Source organism: Runella aurantiaca, from assembly GCF_003339505.1.
GTDB lineage: Bacteria > Bacteroidota > Bacteroidia > Cytophagales > Spirosomataceae > Runella > Runella aurantiaca.
Genome location: NZ_QPIW01000003.1, coordinates 217,123 through 242,328 on the forward strand (window position 1 = coordinate 217,123; position 25,206 = coordinate 242,328).

A 25,206-nucleotide genomic window follows, 5' to 3' on the forward strand; every position below is an offset into this window, starting at 1 on the left:
CGGTTTTTAAAACTTGAATTGTCATTTTGAAACAGACCCTTCCTATTTCATTGACAACAACCCTGACTCAAAAAAGCGGTGCAGGCATTGACTGCGGTATCTGCTGACTTTCAGGCTTTTTCTGAACTGTGCACGACGCTAAACGTCACCGTCGTCACAGAAGTACTTTTTGCCATTGTAGCCCATGGTGACCGTTTTTTATGAAGTGGCCGTCTTCATCCTTCTGTTACTCTACCGCTGAGTTACCCGAATTGCTTCGGGGGAGGAGTCGAACCCCCGACCCACAGTGCATACATGAAGTCAAATAATCACGACTCAGACAGCATATCGCACGATACGTCGCCGATACTACTTGGCCATTGATGAGACCAACGTCAGGTTCTGAGTACCAATGACTGACTTGACGATACAAATGTTAGCCCCAAGTGCGCACTCTTTTTGCGTAGATGAAATTATTTTCGGAAATTTTGAAAAAATTACGCCCTCATACCGAAAATAACCCATGCCCGTCAACCGCAATGCCCTGATTCGTTTTAAAACCATTGATGCCTGCCTGCGCAATCGCTACCGCAAATGGACGCTCGAAGACTTGATCGAAAAAGTCTCCGACGCTATGTACGAGTACGAAGGCATGGACAAAGGCATCAGTCGCCGCACCGTGCAGGCCGATATTCAGATGATGCGGAGTGATAAGCTGGGCTATTTTGCGCCGATTATTGTGGTTGACAAAAAATACTACACCTACGAAGACCCCAATTACAGCATTACTCAAATTCCGCTCACCGACCAAGACCTTACCCGGATGAACGAAGCGGTGGAGGTGTTACGGCAGTTCAAGGGTTTTTCGCACTTTCAACAATTGAATTCGGTCATTCAAAAGCTCGAAGCTCACGTCTATGCCGCCAAGCACCACCAACGGGCCGTAATAGATTTTGAAAAAAACGAAAACCTGCGCGGATTGTCGTATCTGGAAGTGCTGTATCAGGCGGTAGTCCAACAGAAAGCATTGGATATTACGTATCAATCGTTTCGAGCGCGGGAAGCGAGTCGATTCTTTTTTCACGTGTGGTGGCTCAAAGAATTCAAGAATAGGTGGTTTGCCGTGGGGGTAAAAAACGGTCAAAGTGATATTTTGCATTTGGCCTTGGACAGAATGCTGGAAGCAACACTCAACGAGGAAGAGCAGTACCGTCCCAATGAGAAATATGTACCCGAAGCGTTTTACAAAAATGTGATCGGTGTAACCGTAAGTCCGACGCTACGGGCAAAAAAAGTAAAAATTTGGGTCAGTGCCGAACACGCCCCCTACGTCGAAACCAAGCCACTCCACCATTCGCAAAAGACCCTAGAATCCCTCCGCGACGGCATCATTATCGAGATCTGTGTTCAACACAATTTTGAACTGGAAAAAGAAATTCTGGGCTTTGGAGATGGCATGAAAGTGCTGACGCCCGAACATCTGCGGAAACGCATCCAACAGCGGCTCAGCGCAGGGGCAAAGCAGTATGAAGAGATAGAGAAGGGTGAAGCTTAGTTAAAGAATTTAACCGCAAAGTGCACAAAGAAAGAGCGCAAAGTTCGCAAAGAATATCTTCGTGTTCTTTGCGAACTTCTTAATGCCCTTTGCGGTTAAAAATATCAAATCGCAGGCAGAACAGGCCGTTTCGCCAATGAATCGTTGATGACTTTCAGCACGTGCTCACGTTCTTCACCGATCAACGGCAAGCGCGGCTGACGCACGTATTCTGTTCCTAAGCCCGTTGCTACTTCAGCCAATTTGATGTTTTGCACAAACTTGGTCGATACGTCCAAATGCAGCAGCGGGTAGAACCAACGATAAATTTCACGAGCTTCTTCAATGCGCCCCTGTTTGGCCAATTCATAAATCACAACCGTTTCACGCGGGAAAGCATCCACCAAACCCGCAATCCAGCCATCAGCACCCATGATGAGGCTTTCCAATGCCATGTCGTCAACGCCCGAAAGAATTTTGAAGCGTCCACCGAGTTCGTTGATAATGTCAGTCATGTAGCGAATATCGCCCGTCGACTCTTTCATGGATTCAAAGTGGGCATTTTGGGCCAAATCTTTGAACATTGGGATGGTTACTAAAGTCTTGTAAGCCAATGGGTTATTGTAAATCATCACGGGCAAATCAGTTGCATCCGCTACGGTGTGCATATAATGCAACGTTTCGCGCTCATCGGATGGGTAACGCATGGGGGGCAACAGCATAAAGCCGTCTGCGCCCGCACCAGCCGCTTCTTTCACGAACGAAACCGCCACGCGGGTGATGTTTTCTGCAATGCCGATGATCAACGGTACGCGGTCGGCAATGGTCTCACGGGCCGCCGTCAAAAGCTCCAGCTTTTCTGCGTAGGTCAACGTACTGTTTTCTCCAAGCGAACCACAGATGATGATGCCGTGTACGCCAGCTTTGATTTGTTCGTCAATGTTGTAGGAAAACGTTTTGAGATCGAGGGTTTCGTCTTCAAAAAATTTTGTCGTCACGGCGGGATATACGCCTATCCAATTTGGCTTCATATGAGGAAAGTTTTGAGATTATGCAGAAACGTAAATGTTAATTAATTTGTACGCTACAAAATTAACGTGCCGGAGTTTGCCAAACTTTTCGCCGGTTGACTGATTCTAATAGAATTTTACTCAAAAACCACATTTTACCCCTTCTAAATGGATAAAGAACTATTACTTTTCCTTAATTGGTTTTTTTTAGGTAGTCGCGTGGTGGCATACCGGTTACCTGTTTAAACTGTCGATTGAAATTGGATAAATTGGCGTACCCGCACGAAAAAGCAATTTGGCTAACACTTTGAGTGGAGTCTTTCAACAACCGGCAAGCGTGCTCAATCCGCACTTCATTGAGTAGTTGAGAGAAGGTTTTACGGGTATGAACCCGCAAAAACCGACAAAATGCATGAGGCGTTAAATTGGCTACGCCTGCAATGTCGTCGAGGGTAATGGCGTTGGCGTAATTGGTCAGAATAAAGTTAAAAACGTTCTCTAATCGCTGATGGTCAACGGGTTTATTCGGGTTTTTGTAGGATGTTCCCGATAGGCGTTCGCAGTCGGGCGTGAGCGTAAGGGTGTCAAGCGTGTTTAGCAGTAGCATTAATTGCTCAAAAGGACGCAGCTCATTTATTTTTTCTAGCCTATCAGTGAGCGAATTAGGCTCAGAAAATCGAATCCGTACCCCATGCGTGGCTTCCCGTAGCAATTCAGCTATGTGTATCAATTCGGGTGATTTGATAAAAATCTCTCCCAGAATAGATTCTTTAAAAAAGAACGAATACGCCATGACCTGCCGCGTCGAATCTAGTTGAAAATAGTCGGCATCGTTGAGCATCACGTGCGGCACGTTGGCCCCCAACAGCACTAAATCATAAGGCTGAAAACGGTCAATTCGGTCACCAACCACCAAAGTTCCAGCGCCTTCCTTGATTAAGGTCAACTGAAATTCAGGGTGAAAATGAAGACGTTGGTAAAAGTGTTTGTCGTGATCTACCTGCACCCGAAACGAGCGGTCATCAACGGTGGGGACGCGAAAAAGCAGTGCTTTCATTTTCCGAATGAGTAAGTAACAACTACGGGAAGGTGATCGGAGGTGGTAGGCTCGTACAAGACGCGATAATCGAGCACCTTAAACGGGCTTTCTTTGTGCGTCCAAAAGTAATCAATTCGCTTACCGTTGCCCGGGTAGGTGGCTCCTTCGGTGTTTGCGCCCGCGTCGTTCCAGTATTTGGTCATTGCTTCAAGGGTATGCTCGTCGGCGGTCGCGTTAAAATCCCCGCCTACAATGACTGGATATAGACTATTCTGTAAGTTTTCGTTAATGACCGCCGCTTGCAGACCTCGATTCAGCGGCGACCGATGGTCGAGGTGCGTAGTGCAAAACCGGACGTATTTATTGACGCCAAGGTCCACCAAAGCACACATCAGCAGGCGCGGTTCGGTGGAGTCTGGATTGGGGAGTTTGAGCCGCTGAACGGCCTCAATCGGGCGGGCCGATAAGATGCCAAGTCCGTATTTTCCGCCCTGTAAATCAATGGTTTTGCCAAAGGCTTGCTCGTAGCCCGTCAACAGCGATAGAATTCGCATTTGGTTCAACTTTCCCGAGCGCGTGGCTCCGCTGTCAATTTCTTGTAACGCCACAAAATCGGGCTTGTGCTTTTTGATTAAATCTGCCACACGAGTTAAGTTGGTTTTGCCCAAGTTATTTTCGCCGTGGTGAATGTTGAAGGTCATCACTTTCAACTTGATAGGGGCGGGTTTTGACTTCTGTCCATAGGCAGAAATCCCAGCATAACACGCCAGCAATAACAATAAAAAGTAGTTAAAAACGCGCACAGTCCAACGGAGTTAAGGGAAACAATCGCAAACAAAGATAATCGAATCATCAATTCAAATCCGAGAAATGCCCCATTCATTCTCTTTTGAAGTTTGTAAAAAAAGAGACTGCCTTCATAGACAGCCTCTTTCGGTATCACTACTAACACTAAACAAATAAACTACAGACAATATCAAATCTATGAGGAACGATAGGCGGTTTCGTACACTGATTTTACGTGTGGCCCTAAGAAAATCCGGGCATAAATCCGGATGATGGCCAGTCCGTCAATGATAAAACTCAAAGAAACTGACAATGCCAAAATAGCTTGATTCTCGTGGATATGACTGAAAATCAAATCCTCCCCAATAAAAGTTGGGGTAATGGGAAAACCCGAAACCCCCAAACATGCCATTAGGAAAATAAACGCCAGCTTGGGGTGTTTGTACGAATGCCCATGGAATTGGTCTAGGTCAATGTTACCTTCGATGGATTTAAGTTTTGTAAGACAGAAATAGCCTAAAACCCCCGACGCAATAATGCCACTGAGGTACAAGATTGTCTGGTCGTTTTTGAAATGTTCATTGAACGAAATCGCCAGTGCAATCCAAAAGTGGTTCATGATGACCAATATCCAACTGATCGGCGCTTTTCGGCGTTCTGTAAAGGATTTCAATACCATCAATAGTCCAATCAACGAAAAGAAAATCGGCAGATAGGCGTGGATATTGGTAGGAATCAGCTCTTCATTGTAAAGGCAAACCAATCCAATAACGTAGGTAGGAATAAAGAAAATCAACAGCCGATTGACGGTCAGGAAATTCATTTTGTTGCCCGCCCATTTCAACGGATTCCATAAATAACGGTACATCAACGAATCTAGATTCCACTCCTTAATGCTCAACAGATAGAGCGTATATTCGAGTTTTTTGGGGAAGAAATGTTCGATAGAATGAGCACGAGGGGAGAAGTTGTAAAATTGTTCACGAATCAAATAACTTACCACCGACGGTGAAACCAGCAGCTGATACGTTCTCAAGAAAGCGTTTCCAGCAAAGTGAAACATCGCTAGCATTTCCAAACCTGCCGCCACTTCAATAAAAATCAACCCGATTTGCGCAATAGATGCGTACGCAATTTGACTTTTTACCGACGATTGAACCCGGGCAATTCCCGTCGTAATCACCGCTGTAAGTAGCCCCAATACCGCAATCAGAATCCGGACTGAGAGCTGGTGTTCCCAAAAAGGATAGGTTCTCAATAACAAAAACACGCCCAAATGCACCGAAAGTGAGCCGTAAAAAATGGCCGTCGAGGGCGTAGGCCCTTCCATGGCGCGGGGTAGCCACGAAGAAAACGGGAGCTGAGCCGATTTTGCCGCTGCCGAAATCAAAATCATAATCGAGATAAAAACCCCAATCCATGTATGGCTTTGGAGGTGTTCGTGCACGAGTTCATAATTGTTTAATTTCAGGAAAGTAATATTTTCGTGAAACAAATGGTGGCTCATCCACATGGCCAATATCAGACCCACATCGCCAATTCGATAAATGGAAAATACCTTGACAGCATTTTTGACGGGCAGGTAACGGTCTCTATAAAAGGCAATTAAGAGAAAAGAAGAGATTCCCAAAATCTCCCAACCCACAAAAAGAGTTTCGAGGTTACCAGAGAGAATGATGATGTTGTAGCCTACATAAAAGAACAGAATCGTATTGAAAAACCGCTTGTAGCCACTTTCGCGGTGGAGATAATACCGACTGTAGATGGTGACCAAGAAAGTCAAAAACGAGCCAACAAAAAGGTAGGTGGCGGCGATTTCGTCAAAACAAAAATCAATAAAAAACTCGTATCCCGTGGCTTTAAAAAGCACAATGTCTTTGATGTTCAGAATGGGACGGCCATTCAATAACCAATACCCAATAAAGCCGAGGGTGGAAGCCAAATGCAAGCCCACCGTTCCAAAAGCAACGCCCGAAATAACACCTTCTTTAGGCGCAGGCACCAATAAACTGATAATGAATCCAAGAACGGGGAGCAGAATAAAAATATGAAGGAACAAGGTCATGGCAATAACTAGCTAAGTGAGTAAACGGGAAGGTTTTCATGGTGAGTTTCTAACAAGGACGTAATGTCGTTGACCGTGTCTAAGTGATTTGCTAAAGGATTATAAGGCACAAACTCCCCATTTCTAAACACTGAAATTTCCTGTGTTTCGGGGTTTATCACGGCCAAATTGACCCATTCGTTGATAAACCACTCATACGTTGCGGGATTTTTTTGAATCGTTTTCAAGACTAATTCTGGGAAGTGTTCCACAATCATCAGAAGACGCACTGGGTCGTGTACCTCAATCATTTGGCTCGGCAGTCCAGGACGCAAATCGCCGTCGATTCCGTTGGCAACGCCAAAAAGTCCCATTACATTGTGCGGCAATTTGGTTCCTGCACCGAGTTTTTGATTATCTACGCGTGAGAAAAAGTACTCCAGATTAATGCCTCCGCACACGGGCGCGGCCGCGTTGAGAATATTGAGTAGGTACTTTCCTTCGGGGTCTACTTGGTAGTCAAACGAATTTAAAAACGCTCGTCTGTCCAGAAAAACATCTTTCGATAAGCTCCGCCGGCCAATGATACAAAGGGCGTTGGTGGCGTGGTTGAGCTCAGGCCGAGGCTCAAACAACGATACTGAGCGGGTTCTTATCTTTTCGTGGATTTTTTGAGGGCTCAGTGTGGTATCAATGGATTCAAATCTCCGAGAGCGTTCTTTGGCGTTATAATCCAACGCTTTCTCAAAAATTGTTTCATTCTTTTTGTGTCTTTCCTGATTTTTGGGCGAGAGCGTATTTTCGTCAAAGTACACTATTTCGTCGCGGGTGGTATCGTGAAGACCTCCTATAAACTGGGTATCGGCAGGAATCACAATGCCTCGGTCGCTCAAAATAGCCCTGACTTTGGGGTGGTTGGCCATGAAAGAAATCACCCGGGAGTTGACCGAGCCAGCCCGACCCGCGCAGGCACCACAGTCGTAGGCGGCGTAGTGAGGGTTGTTTACGCTGCTCGCTCCGTGTCCAATCACGTATACAATAGGCGCAAAATTATCTACTAAACCAATACTTTTTAGCAGGTTTTCGACACGAATGGCCATTTCGTCAATCGTGAACCCAATTTGAAGGTTGTTTTCGTGGTGATTGGCATGTTTGTTTTCGATGGTAAGCGTCGAAAACCGGTCCATGTGTTTAAAAGAAGACGCCGTAGCGGGACTCATCGAAGGCCGAAAGATATTGATAAACAGCTTCGCGGCCGACCAAAATCCCAGCGTTTGAGAAATCAGCCAACCTCCGTAAAAAGAGTGGGAGTGTTTGCTGAAATGCACATCTTTTTTGCGTCGGTGTTTGTTGCCTATTTCTTTAATTAAGTATTTGGGCGTGACGGGAGCGGGGCAAACTTTGGTATAAAATTTCCCGTCTTCGGGTTGATAGAAGAACTCCACCCCAAAAAAACCAGGCGTACCAAATGTCGCGCAGGCAGGGTCAAACTCTTCCAGATAGCGGCGCAGGGAGCATTCACGGTCGTCGATACAAAACATGGCCTGAAAGCTTTTGCGAGAGCTATCAACGCTCTCCTTCTTTTTGTTTTGGAGTCCCGTTAGTACTTGGTCATAATAACTCCATTCAAAAGCCTCCTGCCACAGCGAAAGCACTTCGTTCAGTTCGGTTTTTTCGACGGGGGCAAAAAGCGGTGTTGGCGCTTGAATCATGCGCTCTTTTAACGGTTGCCAATCTCCACCGCAGTGAAAGTCGAGGGCGTCGATTTCCAACAAAAGTTCAAACACAACCACATCATGGAGTGATATTTTGCGGCGGTCGAGCAATGTTTGTGGTTGGTCTTCAATGGCCGATACCATCCCCGACCATCCCTGATGCGCGAATTGCTGATCGTAGAGGTATTGTTGATATAATTCTTTTTTGCCTACCAGAATTTTCAACAACGAGCTGATTTCGCAACTATTGTTTAAAAGCAAATCTTTGGCGCGAGAAGCCCTAAAAATGCTCGAAAAACTATTTTTTTCGAGCTCCCGCATGGAAGCAAGAAACGTTTTGTCTTTAATGGGGAAATTCCAAATCGAAATGCCTTGGTCAAGATAACTGCAAAGCACTCGGAAAAGAATCGGATGCACGAGAGAATCCAAATCAATGCGGTAATGCTTTTTCCAGTTGGCCCGCAATGCGCCAACCCTCGGTAAGGCCGCAGGAGCGTATTTTTTGGAAATAAGGTTGTTTTGCCATTCCTTAAGGGCTTTTGTTCCTTTCTTTTCGACAATGATTTTGTCAAGCACCTCTTTTTTGATGCGCTCCGACTTATATAATTCACGAAATTCATCCAGCGAAAGCGAGACTTTGTATCCAAACAATTCAGATGCTCTTTGTGTAGCTTCGTAGAATTTGTCCGTCTGAAATGCGTGTAGCGTATTGTGGTGGATAAAGTCTTTGAGTGGCGCTTGAGCAGGCAAGAAGTGCTTCAAATCATGGAGTACTGCGTGTTCATCGAACAATGAATCATGTGTTTTCATGTACTTAACTATGGTGTTTACTATGAACTCAGTAGACGGATTGAGTAACGGCAGCTGAGCAATCGGGCGTGGCCGTTTTTGCTAATGAATATTCAAATCTACGCGGAGAAGAATTTCGAGAGATTAATTTGCCATTAAAATAGAAATAGTACTTTATTTTCCAATACCAAAACTTTGCTTTGTTGAAAATAAAAACAAAAACAATTTGTATTTAATGATTTGATTATTAAATGATTAATGTCAGTATTTTGGTTTTGATGATAGAAAAATAGCCGTAAAATTTAGAACTGCACCATCTTTTTTTAATTCTATTTTAATGTATTGATTTTGAATATTTTTGAGATTTTCTGGCCTCATCCCTGAAAATTCAAAAGTAGATTGTCATTTTTACAGTATCTTATGCCCTCTCAATCATTTCCAATCCATTGCTTTCAACCGCCCATTTGTTTTTAAAATACGTTAGAATGAAGAATAATAAACTGACTAACCGAGCGCTTATCGTCGTTTTTATTTTGTGTTTTGCTGCTTCGTCGCTGTTCGCACAACAACCCCCGAGTTCTCGGAGAGATACTGCTTTTTTTCAACCTCTGCTGGAAAATGTTCATTTAAAACCCATTATCATTGGCAGCAACGGCCGGTATTATTACGGTGGACAACGCCTCCGTAACCAATATTCGCTTGAAATTCCTTTTGGTGAAATGGATGACCCAGCCGTGAATCGTTATTTTACTCGGGCACGCACCATACGCGCGGTTGGCTCCGTAATATCGGCTTTGCCGGGTATCTACTTCTTGGTTACGTCGCGCTCGGTGGGTGGAAGAGGTGTGAGTCGTCAAACGTTCTGGATTACATATTTTGGGGCTATCGGTGTTTCGTTGACTTCCAATCTCGTTGCAAACGCTCAACTGCGGCGAGCCGTCAATACCTACAATTCGCGTTTGGGCCGGCCCCGCATTGGGCTTTCGGCCGAACCCTTACAGAACAACGCGGTGGCGTTTGGCCTTCGTTTGAAGAAGGAATTTTAATCAGTAAGGGCAGGCCTTGCGTCTGCCCCTATAATATTTACGAAAATTTATCGCGCTGGGCTACGTAGAGGCCCGAAATTACCAAGGCTGTTCCCGCAAAAGTGTGCCAAGAGAGCGGTTCATCGAGCAGGAGGTTGGAATAGGTAAATCCAAAAATGGGGCACAAAAATAGCCAAAGTGAAGCCTTTACCGCATCAAGACGCAACAAATAAAACCAAAGTTGCAGCGAAATAACCGACACTGGAATAATTAGCCACGCCACGGAAGCCCAAAATTGAATATCCCATTGCGTACGTTGCCAATCGGCAAAATAGATGGTAAATGGCAACAACATCAGTCCACCGAGCATCACTTGCCAACCGTTAATCAACAGGTTGGACAATTGCCATTTTACTTTAGAATAATAGACACTTGCCGCCGACACAGCCACAATCCCCGCCATCAGAATGGATAATCCTTTTGCGCTGGCGTAGCTGTTTTGAAGCAAAGGCCAAGTGGCCATGGCTGCCCCCGACAGGCCAAGTACTACGCCAACCGCCTCGTACCAGCGCAATCGACGCTGGAGCCAAAACGCCGAAATGATAATCACAAAAAGTGGACCCGTGGCCGTTGAAAGACTGCCGATGCCCGCCGCAACCTCGCGCATTGAAATCACAAAGGCACTCAAATACAGCGTTGTATTGAGAAAGGCAAAAATGAGGAGTTGGCCCCATTCTTTGCCCTTGGGCAGCGGATTTTTACGCCCTTGCACCACGTAAGCGAAGCCGAGCATCAAACCACCCGCAATCAAAAAACGCACATTGGCCAAAATGAGTGGGTCGGCTGATCTGATGCCGAATTTAGTGGCTACCGAAGCCGACGCCCACAAAGCCGCAAAAAATAAGCCAATGATAATATTTTTCAAGAAAGTAAAGGTGGGTTATAAAGTGAGCAAAAGGTGTGGTTAACGCGTCAAAGTATTATTTACAGTGTTGATCGTATTTGGTAGAAGATGCTTCGTCGCCCAAAGATTGTCCTTGTCGCCACATTTTGCAGGCTTTTTCTTTTTGACTGTTTAACAAAAGTGCTTCGCCGAGCCAAGCGTGAATCTGGTCGGTGGAAGGGTCGAGATTATACGCCTTTTGGAGTGCTTCCAAAGCCTCGGCTTTTTGGCCTTTACGGAGAAAATATAGACCTACATTGCGGTGTGCATAACTGTTTTTGGGCGATTTGGTCAGCGACTGGTCAATCAGTTTTTTGGCTTCTTCCAACTGATTTTGCAGCAGCAGTACGTAACCCTTGTTGTTTAAATAAATCGGGTTGACTACGTCAAAATCCAAGGCCCGATTAATGAATTGCAGGGCTTTCTCGGGTTGGTTATTGCGCGCAAAAATCAAGGCCAAGTTATTGTAAGCCAAATCCTGTTGTGGATTAAGCTTGAGAGCACTTTCGAAATCGTCTTGTGCTTCTTTAAAATTTTTCTTGGCAAAATAAACAACTCCCCGGTTGACCCGCGCCTGCTCGTTTCCTGCCTGCAAAGCAAGCGCACGGTCGTATTCCGAAAGCGCCTGTTCGTAATAACCCTGTTGGGATTTTAAATCGCCCCATTTTAAGTAATAATTGGAGGAATCTTGGTACACCTTACGAATCTGCTCTAAATCGGCCGCCGCTATCGACAACTCACTTTTATCAATCAACACACCCGCCCGGTTGAAATAAGCTTCGGCAAAGTCTTTATCAATCTCCAGCGCCTGATTAAAATCCTCCAGCGCCTTGTCCCACTCGCCTATCCGCAAATAAGCAATCCCACGATTGCTGTGAACATCCGCAAAATCCTTTTTTTTCTCCAAAGCCTCGTTGTAGTAGCGAATGGCATTGGCGTATTCTTTTTGTTCCAGCGCGAGATTCCCCTTTAAAAAAAATTGCGCTGCTTCGCTCTGATTTTGGTCAGAACAAGCCGTGAGAACCAGTGTAAAGAAGAATAAAATGAAAACGTAACCCGAAAAAATGAACTGAATGAAAGTTTTTCGGGTGGGGGCTTTTTTGAAGAAAAATGTGGCCATAAACAATCGATATTGAAGTCGCAAAGATAATGCCTTCCTCGGAGGTTTTACCGAAACTGCTTTTTTTAATTAAAACCTCTTTTATTGGAAAAGTCATACGAAAAAAGCTGCTCTTTTTGAGGCTTTAAAGTAACTAATTTTGGGTGTAAAATAAGTTAATTAACTATCTGTTAATTAGGAAAATATGCTACAATGTGGAGCTGGTTTAGGAGGAACTTTTAATTGTGTTTTTTCGTTGTTTATTTACAATGATGTTTTATTGAAATAATACCAAAAACAATGATAAAGCAGCCAGAAAATCAATTAATAAATGCTGATGAGCAGTGGCAAAAATCCATTCCTGCGCAGGTGTTTTTAAATCACTTTAGAGGGATTGATTACCACATTCGTCACTTGGTAGGTTCTAACAAAATCGGGCATTTGGCAGGGTTGCGCAGGTTCCGCCCAAAGCAGGAAGCTGAACGCCTAAATCTCACCAGAAAATGGCTCCTCAACGCGTGGAATGCGGAGTATACATTGCGAACCACCGCCGCCAATCCTGACGAGAATTTCCTCAAATATGCCCTTCACTCCACCTTCCCGCAGGCGTATTATAGCGTGTTGTATAGCGCCAAGGCTTTCCTGTCCATTCAGGGGATTAATGTGAATGCCGAAGCCATTATCAGGCAGATTATCAACGGGTACGTGGTCAAAGGCTGGTATCCCAAATCGGTGAGTTTTTACGCAGAGGGGCCCGTTGGGCACTATACCCTTCATCATTTGCTTGATAGTGATGAGCAAGCTCTTTTATTGCCCATCCAAACGCCTAAGCAGGCGGAAGCACACGTGGCTCAATTTCTGAAAACCACGCGTAACTTATCGGCGCGGGCGTTTCGGCAGCGTTTACAGGCCAATCCTGAAAAGGCACTCCGTACCAAGAAGGGAAAGATATTGACGAAGTTTGGCGTACGAAATTGGGAACAAATTGCTAAAAGTATGGGTGTTACGACTTATTTTGACATCATGGCAAGACTAAAAGTATCGGGTAGTCAGCGCCAATTAGAGCGGTTTGTTGAAGCAGATATTGATATTTCCCAATTTCACCATTCGTTGCTCAACATCGTGAAATACCTCAATTTTGTGCATGAATGTTATGTAGCAAAAGCGGTAGGAATAGACCAATATTCGCAGTGGATTGATGCGCTTCCTGCTTATTTGCGCGATGGATTCGTAAAACAACGCTTAGAACTAAACACCCGACCGTTGTTGGATTCGCTCTGGCCCAATCGACGACTTACTACTTAAATTAAAAGCCCGACCATATTTGGCAGGGCTTTTAATTTAGGCGCTGTTATATATAAAACTAAAACACGTCGTCGTCATCATCAGCATCGGGGCCCGAAAACATACTGCTGAGCAAATCTTTAAAATGAAGCCCATTGTCCATCGCTTGCTTGCCCACGAGTGAGTATTCGGCCATTCCGTGCAGGGCAAATTCCATTAAAAACAGTTTTTCTTCGCGACCCAATCCCCGGTGGAAATCATCCACCAAGTCGTCCAGACCTTCAATGGTACGCAAACGCGCTTCGTATTCGCGGTTGGTGAGGTCGCTCAAAATATCCATTTCATTTTCACCAAACCAATCCTGGATTTTTTGGAAAGGGTTTTTAGCTCCTTTTTTCTTTTTCAGGGATTCAGGATTGATGAAATAATTCAGGAATTGGGTACGAATGGCTTTGCCAATCAGGTTTTGGGCCACAATTACGGGCCCTTCTACTTCACCTTCATAGACCAGCTCTACCTTTCCACAGATGGCGGGCACTACGCCATAAAGGTCAGAAATACGTACGTAGGTTTCTTTTTCACCGTTGAGAAGCACACGCCGTTCCGCCGCCGAAAGTAGGTTTTCGTAAGCCGCAATCGTTAGGCGAGCCGACACCCCGCTTTTAGAATCCACGTACTCGCTTTCGCGGGCTTCAAAGGCAATCTGCTCAATCAAATCTTTGATGATTTCATTGGTCTTAATCATGCCTTTTTGTTCAGTTTTGACAATCGCCTCTTGCTGCGTAATCTTGCGGCCTATTTCGAGCGACTTAGGATAGTGCGTAACAATTTGACTGTCAATCCGGTCTTTCAGAGGAGTCACAATGCTCCCGCGATTGGTATAGTCTTCGGGGTTGGCGGTAAATACAAATTGAATATCCAGTGGTAAACGAAGTTTAAAACCACGAATCTGAATATCTCCTTCTTGCAAAATATTGAACAAAGAAACCTGAATACGTGCCTGTAAATCGGGTAACTCGTTGATGACAAAGATACAACGGTGCGAACGCGGAATAAGTCCAAAATGGATAACCCGCTCATCCGAATAAGGAAGCTTGAGCGTAGCCGCTTTGATGGGGTCAACATCGCCAATTAAGTCAGCGATGGAAACGTCGGGCGTGGCGAGTTTTTCGGCGTAGCGATCGTCGCGGTGCATCCACCCAATTGGGGTATCGTCTCCTTTTTCATGGATGATATCCCGGGCAAAACGCGAAAGTGGCTCCAAAGGGTCGTCGTTCAGGTCTGAGCCAGCCACCACCGGAATGTACTCATCCAACAAATTGACCATTAATCGTGCAATACGTGTTTTGGCCTGCCCTCTCAGTCCCAATAGATTGATGTGGTGCATTGACAAAATCGCCCGTTCCACATCAGGAATAACGGTATCTTCATATCCCCAAATACCCGGAAAAACCGATTCTTTGGCCCGTAATTTTTCAATAAGATTATCTCTTAATTCCTGTTTAATGGATTTTGGCTGATAACCCGCCGCTTTTAACTCTCCAAGCGTGTGGATTTTGAGAAGCTGTTTAGACTTCAACTCACGATAGGTCATATTGTCGAAAAATTGGTTAGTTTGGGTATGTGTGTGTAACAGCCCAAAGGATAGAATAGTTTTGCATAGCTTCCCGAAAGTTAACAACTTTAAGTAAGTTTAGAGATTGCCGAGCAGTTTTTTATCCTGTTCATTTGCAACCTATTTCATTTTTCCGATATTTGTTCATACTCTGCTTGCAGAATAAATCAACCATTGAGAACCATTATGCAAATTGTTCAACAACTTCTTTTTGTCGCAGCACTCGGCCTCACGTCTTGGCTGATTAGCAAACGCATCGGGATTATTAAAAAGACGATTCAACTCGGCAAAGCCGTTGATCGGACCGACCGCCCTGCCGAACGATTGTCTACCATGCTACGGGTGGCTTTTGCGCAAAAGAAGATGTTTGACCGCCCCATTGTGGGTCTAATGCACTTTGTGATTTACGCGGGTTTTTTGCTCATCAACGTTGAAGTGCTCGAAATCGTGTTGGATGGGGTATTTGGCACTCACCGGTTGTTTGCCCCATTATTGGGCGATTTTTACCCAATCCTCATCAATTTCTTTGAGTTTTTGGCCGTGGGTGTACTCGCCGTCTGCGTCATTTTTCTGATTCGGCGCAACATCACCAAAGTAGAGCGCCTTCAACCCACTCGTCACCGTGAGCTGAACGGCTGGCCTGCACTGGATGCCAATACCATTTTAGGCATTGAAATTGTGCTGATGCTAGCAATTTTGAGCATGAATGCCGCCGATAGCTTATTACAAGAACGCGGTGCGGAGCATTATCCATTAGTAGGAGGTTTCTTTTTTAGCGGGTTCCTGCAACCTATCTTTACCAATCTTTCGGATGGCGCTTTGGTAGCAGTAGAGCGCGTCGCGTGGTGGGCGCACATTTTGGGCATTTTTGGCTTCGCGTTGTACGTAACTTATTCTAAGCATTTGCACATTTTTTTGGCGTTCCCCAATACCTATTTTACCAATTTAACTCCCAAAGGTGAAATGTCAAACATGCCAGATATTACCAAAGAAGTCAAAATCATGTTGGGACTTGAACAACCGGATGCCAATGAAGTGCCCGCCGAAATCGGGCGTTTTGGCGCCAAAGATGTGGCTGATTTAAGCTGGAAAAATCTCATGGATGCGTACTCTTGCACGGAGTGCGGCCGATGTACGTCGGCCTGTCCGGCAAACATTACGGGCAAAAAACTCTCTCCGCGCAAAATCATGATGGATACCCGCGACCGTTTGGAAGATGTCGGTAAAAACATGCTGGCCAACGGGGGAGAGTTTAAGGACGATGGCAAAAGCCTGCTTGGTGATTATATTTCAGAAGAAGAAATTTTGGCGTGTACTACCTGCAACGCTTGCGTGCAAGAGTGCCCCGTGCTAATCAATCCATTAGAAATTATTCTGCAATTGCGCCGCTACAAAATCATGGATGAAGCCCAAGCGCCGGGCTCATGGAATGGCATGTTTAACAACCTTGAAACTAACCAAGCTCCGTGGAAATTTTCGCCAGACGACCGTTTCAATTGGGCTGATAATCTTAAAAGCTAATGGCGGAGATATACATTTTTGGAATTACGGGTAGCTTGTTGATTGGCTTAGGGGTGTTTATTTGGAAAAAACAGGCGCTTTATCTGCTTTCTAACTTTCCGCATGACCCCAACAAACTAACTGACCCAGCGGGTCTGGCTCGTTGGGCTGGGATTTTTATCATTTTTATAGGGCTGATTTTTTTTATTTCGGGCGGGTTGGCTATGTGGCTGAAAGGAACAAAATATGAGTTGCTCACTATCGTATTTCTTTTGATTTCTACATTTTTACTTACCATAACTTATCTCATTGGTGGACAACGATTCGTGAAAAAGTAAGGCCGATTTTCACTGGAAGGCTATAAAATGCAAAAACGGGACAGTTGCCTGCCCCGTTTTTTTTAGTTTTTTGAGTAAGTTTCTTGTTTGCACCTTAGTTCACCAAAATTTTTAAGGAAACTAATCATCAATCATTCACTTGAATCCTGATTTTTAACTTGCTTAAACCACTTTGTGACTGCTTTTCAGCATTTGAGACGCTTTTGGCGTTTCTTACTCACTGTTTTATTTCCTATTTCTAAAAATAAAAGCACTGAACGAAAAGAAACACTTACCCAAAGAACAGTACGAATATAGTTCTTTTTTTTTATTCTCCAAAATGTTTTCGAACTTTTGCAAGGGCCGACCCAATCACTTGGTGCATGTCATAATAACGGTATTCTGCCAAGCGCCCACCAAAAATCACATTCGGTTCATTGTCAACTAGTTTACGGTATTCACGTAATAGCTTATCGTTCTTATCGTCATTTACAGGATAATAAGGTTCCTGACCGGGCGTCCACTCTTGCGGATATTCGTGTGTAATGACCGTTTTGTCTTGCGTCCCAAACTCAAAATGCTTGTGTTCAATGATTCGCGTATAGGCCGTTTCGCCGTCGGTATAGTTAACTACGGCATTACCTTGATGGTTGGGGGTATCCAACGTTTGGTGCTCAAAACGCAGGCTGCGGTATTCCAGATAGCCGAGTTTAAAGTCAAAATACTCGTCCAATTGACCCGTGTACACAATTTGCTTGGCCGATGCATCCAATTCCGCCCGGTTTTTAAAGTAATCTACGCCTAAACGTACATCAATTCCTTCCAACAAGGCTTCGTTGAGTTTATTATAGCCACCAATCGGAATCCCCTGATAACGGTCGTTAAAATAGTTATTATCAAATGTAAACCGGACTGGCAGACGCTTGATAATAAAAGCTGGCAAATCTACACACTTACGTCCCCATTGTTTTTCGGTGTAGCTTTTAATGAGTTTTTCGTAAATATCGGTTCCTACCAATGAGATGGCCTGTTCTTCCAGATTTTTAGGCTCTTTGATATTGGCGGCTTCAATTTGTTCCTGAATTTTTGCTTTAGCTTCTTCAGGAGTACGTACCTTCCACATTTGGTAGAAAGTATTCATATTGAAGGGCAAATTGTAGAGTTCACCGTAATAATTTGCCACGGGCGAATTGGTATAACGGTTAAATTCTACAAATGAGTTGACATAATCCCAAATGTCTTTGTCATTGGTGTGAAAAATGTGTGCACCGTAGTAGTGAACATTAATTCCTTCTACATTTTCGCAGTAAGTATTTCCGCCAATGTGGTTCCGACGGTCTACCACTAAGCATTTTTTGCCTCTTTTGGTGGCTTCGTGTGCCCATACATTTCCAAATAGCCCTGCACCCACAATAAGATAATCGTACATTTTTTTTTGTTTATGGCCCAATAGTATAGCCTTTCGGTTTTGGCTATCTAAAAATTTATTTCAGTTGGAGAATAATCGTTTACAACTATTAGTTACAATCTCCAATACGTTATATTTTCCTCTGTGTTTTTATACATTCCTTTCAAGTCCATCAAAATTGGCTCAGTATTCATAATAGACTTGAAATAGTTAATATCCAGTGTTTTATATCCGTCATGGCCTACCGAAACAATAACCGCATCATAGTCTTTGGAAGGCTTATCAATGAGCGTCAATCCATATTCATGGGCGACTTCATTGGGGGAAGCATACGGGTCAACAAGGTGAACATTGATGGAGAAGCTCATCAGTTCTTTGACCAAATCCGCCACTTTTGAGTTGCGAATATCCGAGACATTTTCCTTAAAAGTAATACCCATCATCAGCACTTTGGCATTCTGAGGGCTTTTTCCTTTTTGAATCAACATCTGTACCAATCGTTTAGCGATAAACCCAGGCATACCGTCATTGATACGTCGTCCGCTGTGGATTACTTGCGGGTCGTAGCCTAATTTTTTGGCCTTATAGAGCAAATAATACGGGTCAACACCGATGCAATGTCCGCCTACCAAGCCAGGGTATAGTTTAATAAAATTCCATTTGGTCCCCGCTGCTTCAATCACATCTTTGGTATCAATTCCCATCATGTCAAAAATAATGGCCAACTCATTCATCAATGAGATATTGAGGTCGCGTTGGGTGTTTTCGATTACTTTAGCGGCTTCGGCCACTTTGATGGTTGGGGCTTTGTATATGCCTGCGGTGATGATTTTGCCATAGACTTGGGCAATTTCTTCTAACGCTTCGGCGTCACTCCCTGAAACAATTTTTAGGATTTTATCAATGGTGCGTTCTTTGTCTCCAGGATTGATTCGTTCTGGAGAGTATCCAATTTTGAAATCTTGACCTAATGTCAGCCCAGATTCGGCCTCCAAAATCGGCAAACAATCTTCTTCGGTACAGCCAGGATAGACCGTTGATTCATAAATCACGTAATCTCCCTTTTTTAGGGCTTCCCCAATCGCGTGCGACGCCCCGATGAGAGGTTTCAAATCGGGTACTTTGTAATCATCAACGGGGGTAGGAACGGCTACAATAAAAAAATGAGCCTGTTGCAAATCGTCGGGATTGGCCGTAAAGAAGATGTCTTTACCTTCAAAAACGGTTGAATCCAATTCGTTGGAAGGGTCTTGGCCAGCCCTCATCATATCGATACGATGTTGATTAATATCAAATCCAATGACTCGAAAATATTTGGCAAATTCTAAAGCAATGGGAAGTCCTACATATCCAAGGCCAATAATTGCTATTTGTTTCTCTTTCTGGAGGAGTTGCTGGTACATTTTATTTATTAATCTGACCGTAAAGATACAATACGTGTGTGGTTAGTACCAAATGAAAAGACCTTGACGTTTGCCAAGGTCTTTTCATTTGGGAGGCCTTTAGATATTAAGGCATCAATTTCAATTCTACGCGACGGTTTTTCTTCAATCCGTCTACCGTTCCGTTATCAGCAATTGGCTTAAATGAACCGTAGGCATCTACCACAATGCGGTTTGGATCTTTCAAACCTGCTTGCGCGAGGTATTGTTTTACGGCATTTACGCGGCGTTCAGAAAGAGCTACGTTGTAGCGGTCTGAAGCACGGCGGTCAGCGTGACCAGCCATTTGCAGGCGGCATTGTGTTTTATTCATCAACTCAACCACTTTGTTAAGCAAGTCATAAAACTCTGGTTTGATGATGGCTTTATCGGTATCGAACAATATGTTGGCAAATATTTCATTGCAAGCCATGCCAGGAAGGGCATCTCTTACATATTTATCAAAGTCGATTTTCTGACCAGCACCCGTTACGATACTTCCTGCGGGAGTGTTAGGCTCTTTATCGAAGTAGTCAGAAACGCCGTCGTTATCTGTATCTTGCAACAAACGAGGGTCAATTTCTTTAGGTTTATTGGCTTTCGCAATTGAATCAATTTCAGCCAATGAAAGAATTCTCGGGGGTTTTACGAGCAACTTAGGATCGGTATAACGCAAGTGGTAAAAACCTTTGCCAGCATCAAGTGCGTTGAAGTCATACGCCCATTTGCCGTTTTTCTTCTCTACACGTAATGGGTTTTTACCCAATTTGTAGGTCAACGTTACAGCAAGGTAGCCGTATTTATCAAGCGCCGAGCTACCTTTAGGCGTTCCTAAGAAACTGTTTGCATCACTAGCTTCATACAAACGACCACCAGATGGACCATCATAAATAGAAGAAGGGTCTCCGCCTACTGTTGCGTCCAATTTCTCAGTATTTACGTTGTTCAACCGAAAATCAAGACCTAAATCAAGTGACTTTGTTAGTTCATAAGAAGCGGTAAAACCAACAGGGATAACCCATTCCTGAGTATAAGAAGACGCCTTCTTGTTGAGTTCAGCCGTATTGTTACGCAAGGTAGGTGAGTCATCAGAGCGGCGCTGTAAACGGCCAGAGCCTAACTGGTAAGCGGTAGATTTGAACCAAACTTGACCAGCACCAGCGTACACATCCATTTTCCAGCGTTTTAATTTTGTGGGTCCAAAAAGAAGACCTTTAATGTTTACAGTGGCTGAGACATCGGCTTGAAAATAATTGGCATTAAAATAAGATTGGTAGATACGGCGTTTCATCCCTTTCAAATTTCCTGCACCAACGTCCAATCTTGCCCCAAAGAGGTAGGTGAGTTGTTTTCCAAGAGATACACCAAAATGCATGGTTCCACGTTCTGAACGGCTGTCAAAATTGTCAGTACCTACAGGGAAGAAGTCATATTCACGTAAATCGCCGTAAAATTGACTTGGACCAAGATAAGCACTTAAAGACCAAGTGTTCAGCTTGTAGGGGCCTTCGTAAGGAGCCTTTGGATTGTACTGCGCTTGAGTTTCAAGCAAACAGAATCCCAACAATACGAATGTGACAAGCAGAGATACTTTTTTCATAATAAACCTTTTTGTTGAATAAGGGGGATACGTTTCACTATACCTATAAATTCTACTATCGCAAAAATAGTCTTTCCTGACCAGATTCGCCAACAAAAGTATGGATTCAATTTTTATTTCAAAAAATATTTTGATACTCTAAAGAAAATTCTTTTTTACCAGCTTTCAAAGTCTGTACATTAATTTTCTCAAAATTTCAGCCTTCCAAAGAAGGAACGTTCCCGCAATAATTTGCTCCCGAGCCTGTCCTACAAGCCATAAATAAAAGCTTAAATTATGAACACTTGCGATCTGTGCCCCGAGGATTTCTTCTGATTTGATGAGGTGCCTTAAGTATCCTTTTGTGTAAGAAGTGCTTACGTAGCCCCCTAAACGCTCATCAATAGGACTGAAATCATCTTTCCACTTCTCATTTTTAATATTTATTACGCCTTCTGTTGTGTATAAAATACCATGCCGGGCATTCCTAGTAGGCATCACGCAATCAAACATGTCGATACCTAATGCAATGCTCTCCAAAATATTTTCTGGGGTGCCTACGCCCATCAGATAACGAGGCTTATCGGCGGGCAAAATACCACAAACTAGCTCGGTCATTTCGTACATATCTTCGGCTGGTTCTCCCACAGATAATCCTCCAATAGCATTACCTTCTCGCTCCATGCTGGCAATAAACTCGGCTGATTGTTTTCTCAAATCTTTATAAACGCTTCCTTGAACAATCGGGAATAGTGTTTGTTGGTAGCCATAAATAGACTGTGTGTTGTCAAAACGGTCGCAACAGCGCTTCAGCCAGCGATGTGTCATATCCATAGACGTCCTCGCGTAGGAAAAGTCACATGGGTAAGGCGTACATTCGTCAAAAGCCATGATAATGTCTGCACCGATTCGGCGCTGAATATCCATGACGCCCTCTGGAGTAAAAAAGTGGGTAGACCCGTCGATATGCGATTTGAATTTTACACCCTCTTCGCTGATTTTACGCCCTGTTTTTGCCAACGAATAGACCTGATACCCGCCGCTATCGGTTAAAATAGGTCTGTCCCATCCGTTAAAACGATGTAATCCGCCTGCCTTTTCTAAAATATCCAACCCTGGGCGTAAATAAAGATGGTAGGTATTCCCTAAAATAATCTGTGCCTTTATATCATCCCTTAATTCACGCTGATGTACTGCCTTGACAGTACCAGCGGTACCAACGGGCATAAAAATGGGGGTTTGAATGGTACCATGGTCGGTCTGAATCACTCCAGCCCGGGCCTTGGTGCCAGAATCTTTATGAATAATATCGAATTTCATGAAAGTGAATTAACTTTTGAGGCACAAAATTAGAATACTATATCATTTAATCTATCATAAGGTCTTTAGCATCTGCCCAACCCCTGTTATATTTGCGGACTTTTTACTACCGCATGGATATATTCTACTCGACCAATTGGTTCCTTTATCCTTTCTTAAACATTTTACTAGGCCTGTTTGTCGTAATTGTCTTAGTTCAATTGTATTACATCCTGTTCGTATTTGCGAAACTTCTTTTCCAACAGCCTCCCGTTGAAAAAAAACACTGGCCTGCTGTAACGGTGGTAGTTTGTGCGCACAATGAATTAGAAAATTTACGCGAGTTGTTGCCCATGCTTAACGAGCAAGACTATCCTAACTATGAAGTGGTTGTGATGAATGACCGCTCGTGGGATGGAACTGAAGAATTTGCGGAAGAAGAAGCAAACGTCTGGAACAAGGTTCGTTTTGTACATATCAGGCAAGAATACGACCACGTTACGCCCAAAAAGTACGCCGTTACAACCGCAGTGCGAGGCGCGAAGCATGAGGTAATATTATTGACCGATGCAGATTGTCGGCCAACAACCGATCAGTGGATTAAAGGGATGGCGGCCTGTCTTACGGAGGAAAAGCAGATTGTTATTGGATTTTCTCCCTACCAAAAACTTGACGGTTTTCTCAATCGCTTGATTCGTTTTGAGACATTTTATGTAGCTATTCAATACTTATCTTTAGCCTTAGCAGGAAAGCCCTACATGGCAGTAGGTAGGAATTTAATGTATAGCAAGTCGCTTTTTACCCAAAACAAAGGCTTTTATACGCATTTACGGGTTACGGGTGGTGATGATGATTTGTTGATGAATGAAATTGCCACTGGGCACAATACGGCTGTTTGCCTAAACGCCGATGCATTTATGGTTTCACTTCCAAAAACAACGTGGAAAGATTGGTATCGCCAAAAGAAACGACATTTATCGGTTAGCAAATACTATAAAACGGGAAATAAAGTTCGTTTAGCGGTATTGTCAGGTGCGCATGTACTGTCGTGGATGTTATTTTTAGGGTTGATTTTAGGCTGCTTATGGAATTATCAGGCTTTCTTAGCCTACATCATCATCATAGGCGTGCTTTTTAGTATACGTCTTGTGACACAATGGATTGTACTGGGCCTTGCTTCTCGTAAACTTCACAAATCAGTAGGTTGGTTTGCCATTCCATTGATGGACTTGACGCTCTTTGTCTATTATTTTACAATGTCGTTTGTGATGTGGTACAATCGACGCAAAAAAGTAAGATGGAGGTAATACCCAAATGAATCAGTAAAACATGAATGATATGCAAATAGTAGAAAAATATTTTCCAAAGTTATCGCCTCAGCAAAAGGCACAGTTTGGGCAATTGCAAGAGCTTTATGCTTTCTGGAACGCACAGATTAATGTTATTTCTCGACAAGACGTGGAGAATCTTTACGAGCGCCACGTATTACACTCGATGAGCATTGCCAAAGTGGTAAAATTCAGAGAGTTTGCCAATATTTTAGATGTAGGTACGGGTGGTGGATTCCCTGGGATTCCGTTGGCAATTCTATTTCCTGAGTCGGAGTTCCATTTGGTGGATAGTATCGGGAAGAAAATCAAAGTTGTGCAAGAAATCGCCAATGCCCTTGACTTGAAAAATGTTCGAGCAGAACATTGCCGGGCCGAACAAGCCGATGGAGACTACGACTTTGTGGTTACGCGGGCGGTGACGCGCATTGCACCGTTGTATAGTTGGGTGCGTAGTAAAATTAGCCGGAACCATGTTCACCCCATCACAAACGGTATTTTAGCACTGAAGGGAGGCGATTTGGATGAAGAGTTGGCCGAACTAAAGCGCAAAAGCCGTATCTTTGAACTTCAAGATTTCTTTGAGGAGGAATTTTTTGAGACAAAAAAAATAGTTTATGTACCCATAGGATAGTATCCTACTATTATACGTTAAATTTTAAACTCATGAATGAAGTATTCAAATCGAGCAGTATAAAAGACCCCGTTAGGCCGAATGAGGTTCAGTTGACCGACAAAGGTGTAAGTTTTAAAATGAGAAAACTCATCGGCGGTACCGAGCAATTTGTATTTTATAGCGATATCTCTGGTGTTGAAATTGACAGTGGTATGTTTTTCGCGACCATCAGGGTTATTCCCCGCGCAAGGCCCGAAATTGTGATTGAAAATTTTACAAAAAGCGACGCACAACGCATAAAGGCACTTATTTTGGAGCGAGTTTAAGAAGTTTTTGCCTCCTCTTACCGATGCATGATTTATTTATCTGTCATTTTTGGTAGGTTTAACCTATAGAATGTCAGGCAATAAGCGAAAAGGGAGTAAAGTTTTTTCAAAAATTTCTTGCATTGAAATACTGAACTACTTACTTTTGCACCACCAAAATCGGAAACGACGTAGGCATTCAAATTCCCGAGTAGCTCAGTCGGTTAGAGCATCTGACTGTTAATCAGAGGGTCGCTGGTTCGAGCCCAGCCTCGGGAGCCCTAAAAATCAAGCACTTACGAGATAATTCTTGTAAGTGCTTTTTTTATTTGATACACAATTTGATACACAACTCACTGCTCACCCATTCTTCTTTACCCTTTTAAATAAATGCTAAAGAGGGAATGTGTGTACGTTTTCCCTGAAATAACATAGAATATCCGACTGGGAGGTTCAAGTTTAACCATTTCTACCTTGTATTGGTAGCCTTCAAAAATTTCTTCCCAATTGAGTCTGCCAATTACAATGAAGGGACAATACAACCTACGTAATTCTCCTTTCTGATTCACTA

20 protein-coding genes and 1 tRNA gene are annotated in these 25,206 nt (G+C 43.7%); 9 read left to right on the plus strand and 12 right to left on the minus strand.

Annotated elements, in window-relative coordinates:
- Positions 1-502: 502 nt before the first annotated feature.
- Entirely contained in the window at positions 503-1,534 is a 1,032-nt protein-coding gene (locus tag DVG78_RS06260) for a helix-turn-helix transcriptional regulator (protein ID WP_114460204.1), read from the plus strand.
- A gap of 104 nt (positions 1,535-1,638) precedes the next feature.
- On the opposite strand, the gene DVG78_RS06265 is transcribed toward DVG78_RS06260, so the two are convergent.
- The 5 genes from DVG78_RS06265 to DVG78_RS06285 all read right to left on the minus strand — a co-directional run bounded on the left by DVG78_RS06265 (position 1,639) and on the right by DVG78_RS06285 (position 8,917).
- Positions 1,639-2,544, minus strand: coding sequence for a dihydrodipicolinate synthase family protein (locus tag DVG78_RS06265; RefSeq protein WP_114460205.1), 906 nt, complete (start codon positions 2,542-2,544; stop codon positions 1,639-1,641).
- A gap of 172 nt (positions 2,545-2,716) precedes the next feature.
- Positions 2,717-3,580, minus strand: a complete 864-nt coding sequence (locus DVG78_RS06270) for an AraC family transcriptional regulator (RefSeq protein ID WP_114460206.1) — start codon at positions 3,578-3,580, stop codon at positions 2,717-2,719.
- Positions 3,577-4,365, minus strand: a complete 789-nt coding sequence (locus DVG78_RS06275; RefSeq protein ID WP_114460207.1) for an endonuclease/exonuclease/phosphatase family protein — start codon at positions 4,363-4,365, stop codon at positions 3,577-3,579. The genes DVG78_RS06270 and DVG78_RS06275 overlap by 4 nt, the downstream gene beginning before the upstream one ends.
- Before the next feature lie 179 nt (positions 4,366-4,544).
- Positions 4,545-6,413, minus strand: coding sequence for a proton-conducting transporter transmembrane domain-containing protein (locus DVG78_RS06280; RefSeq protein ID WP_114460208.1), 1,869 nt, complete (start codon positions 6,411-6,413; stop codon positions 4,545-4,547).
- An 8-nt stretch (positions 6,414-6,421) separates the two neighbouring features.
- Positions 6,422-8,917 carry a YbcC family protein gene (locus DVG78_RS06285; protein ID WP_114460209.1) on the minus strand — a complete coding sequence of 832 codons (2,496 nt, stop codon included), beginning with the start codon at positions 8,915-8,917 and terminating at the stop codon, positions 6,422-6,424.
- 464 nt (positions 8,918-9,381) lie between these two features.
- Here DVG78_RS06285 and DVG78_RS06290 point away from each other — a divergent pair, with 464 nt between their 5' ends.
- Entirely contained in the window at positions 9,382-9,942 is a 561-nt protein-coding gene (locus DVG78_RS06290) for a hypothetical protein (RefSeq protein WP_114460210.1), read from the plus strand.
- Positions 9,943-9,979: 37 nt separating this feature from the next.
- On the opposite strand, the gene DVG78_RS06295 is transcribed toward DVG78_RS06290, so the two are convergent.
- Both DVG78_RS06295 and DVG78_RS06300 read right to left on the minus strand, forming a co-directional pair.
- A complete protein-coding gene (locus DVG78_RS06295) occupies positions 9,980-10,846 on the minus strand; it encodes a DMT family transporter (RefSeq protein WP_114460211.1) in 867 nt (288 codons plus the stop codon).
- Between the two features lie 55 nt (positions 10,847-10,901).
- Entirely contained in the window at positions 10,902-11,984 is a 1,083-nt protein-coding gene (locus DVG78_RS06300; protein WP_114460212.1) for a tetratricopeptide repeat protein, read from the minus strand.
- Positions 11,985-12,263: 279 nt separating this feature from the next.
- Between DVG78_RS06300 and DVG78_RS06305 the strand changes: the two genes are divergently transcribed.
- Positions 12,264-13,268, plus strand: coding sequence for a hypothetical protein (locus tag DVG78_RS06305; RefSeq protein WP_114460213.1), 1,005 nt, complete (start codon positions 12,264-12,266; stop codon positions 13,266-13,268).
- 58 nt (positions 13,269-13,326) lie between these two features.
- On the opposite strand, the gene DVG78_RS06310 is transcribed toward DVG78_RS06305, so the two are convergent.
- Positions 13,327-14,841, minus strand: coding sequence for a P-loop NTPase family protein (locus DVG78_RS06310; RefSeq protein WP_114460214.1), 1,515 nt, complete (start codon positions 14,839-14,841; stop codon positions 13,327-13,329).
- 207 nt (positions 14,842-15,048) lie between these two features.
- Between DVG78_RS06310 and DVG78_RS06315 the strand changes: the two genes are divergently transcribed.
- Positions 15,049-16,383 carry a 4Fe-4S dicluster domain-containing protein gene (locus DVG78_RS06315; protein ID WP_114460371.1) on the plus strand — a complete coding sequence of 445 codons (1,335 nt, stop codon included), beginning with the start codon at positions 15,049-15,051 and terminating at the stop codon, positions 16,381-16,383.
- Positions 16,383-16,700 carry a DUF3784 domain-containing protein gene (locus DVG78_RS06320; RefSeq protein ID WP_114460215.1) on the plus strand — a complete coding sequence of 106 codons (318 nt, stop codon included), beginning with the start codon at positions 16,383-16,385 and terminating at the stop codon, positions 16,698-16,700. The genes DVG78_RS06315 and DVG78_RS06320 overlap by 1 nt, the downstream gene beginning before the upstream one ends.
- A gap of 307 nt (positions 16,701-17,007) precedes the next feature.
- Here the strand turns inward: DVG78_RS06320 and glf are convergent, their stop codons facing one another.
- The 4 genes from glf to tgt all read right to left on the minus strand — a co-directional run bounded on the left by glf (position 17,008) and on the right by tgt (position 22,407).
- Positions 17,008-18,108 (minus strand): UDP-galactopyranose mutase, encoded by a 1,101-nt coding sequence (gene glf / locus DVG78_RS06325; protein WP_114460372.1) that lies wholly within the window; start codon positions 18,106-18,108, stop codon positions 17,008-17,010.
- Between the two features lie 92 nt (positions 18,109-18,200).
- Positions 18,201-19,490, minus strand: coding sequence for a nucleotide sugar dehydrogenase (locus DVG78_RS06330; protein ID WP_114460216.1), 1,290 nt, complete (start codon positions 19,488-19,490; stop codon positions 18,201-18,203).
- Positions 19,491-19,596: 106 nt separating this feature from the next.
- The gene (locus tag DVG78_RS06335) at positions 19,597-21,108 is read right to left on the minus strand and encodes an OmpA family protein (RefSeq protein ID WP_114460217.1); all 1,512 of its coding nucleotides are present in this window, start codon (positions 21,106-21,108) and stop codon (positions 19,597-19,599) included.
- Positions 21,109-21,273: 165 nt separating this feature from the next.
- Complete coding sequence (tgt, locus tag DVG78_RS06340) at positions 21,274-22,407, minus strand: tRNA guanosine(34) transglycosylase Tgt (protein WP_114460218.1); 1,134 nt, start codon at positions 22,405-22,407, stop codon at positions 21,274-21,276.
- A 113-nt stretch (positions 22,408-22,520) separates the two neighbouring features.
- Here tgt and DVG78_RS06345 point away from each other — a divergent pair, with 113 nt between their 5' ends.
- The 4 genes from DVG78_RS06345 to DVG78_RS06360 all read left to right on the plus strand — a co-directional run bounded on the left by DVG78_RS06345 (position 22,521) and on the right by DVG78_RS06360 (position 24,914).
- Positions 22,521-23,693, plus strand: coding sequence for a glycosyltransferase (locus tag DVG78_RS06345; protein ID WP_114460219.1), 1,173 nt, complete (start codon positions 22,521-22,523; stop codon positions 23,691-23,693).
- A 31-nt stretch (positions 23,694-23,724) separates the two neighbouring features.
- The gene (rsmG, locus tag DVG78_RS06350; protein ID WP_114070261.1) at positions 23,725-24,348 is read left to right on the plus strand and encodes a 16S rRNA (guanine(527)-N(7))-methyltransferase RsmG; all 624 of its coding nucleotides are present in this window, start codon (positions 23,725-23,727) and stop codon (positions 24,346-24,348) included.
- Positions 24,349-24,380: 32 nt separating this feature from the next.
- Positions 24,381-24,656, plus strand: coding sequence for a hypothetical protein (locus DVG78_RS06355; protein ID WP_114067371.1), 276 nt, complete (start codon positions 24,381-24,383; stop codon positions 24,654-24,656).
- 184 nt (positions 24,657-24,840) lie between these two features.
- Positions 24,841-24,914, plus strand: a tRNA-Asn gene (locus tag DVG78_RS06360).
- The last annotated feature ends 292 nt before the right edge of the window (positions 24,915-25,206 follow it).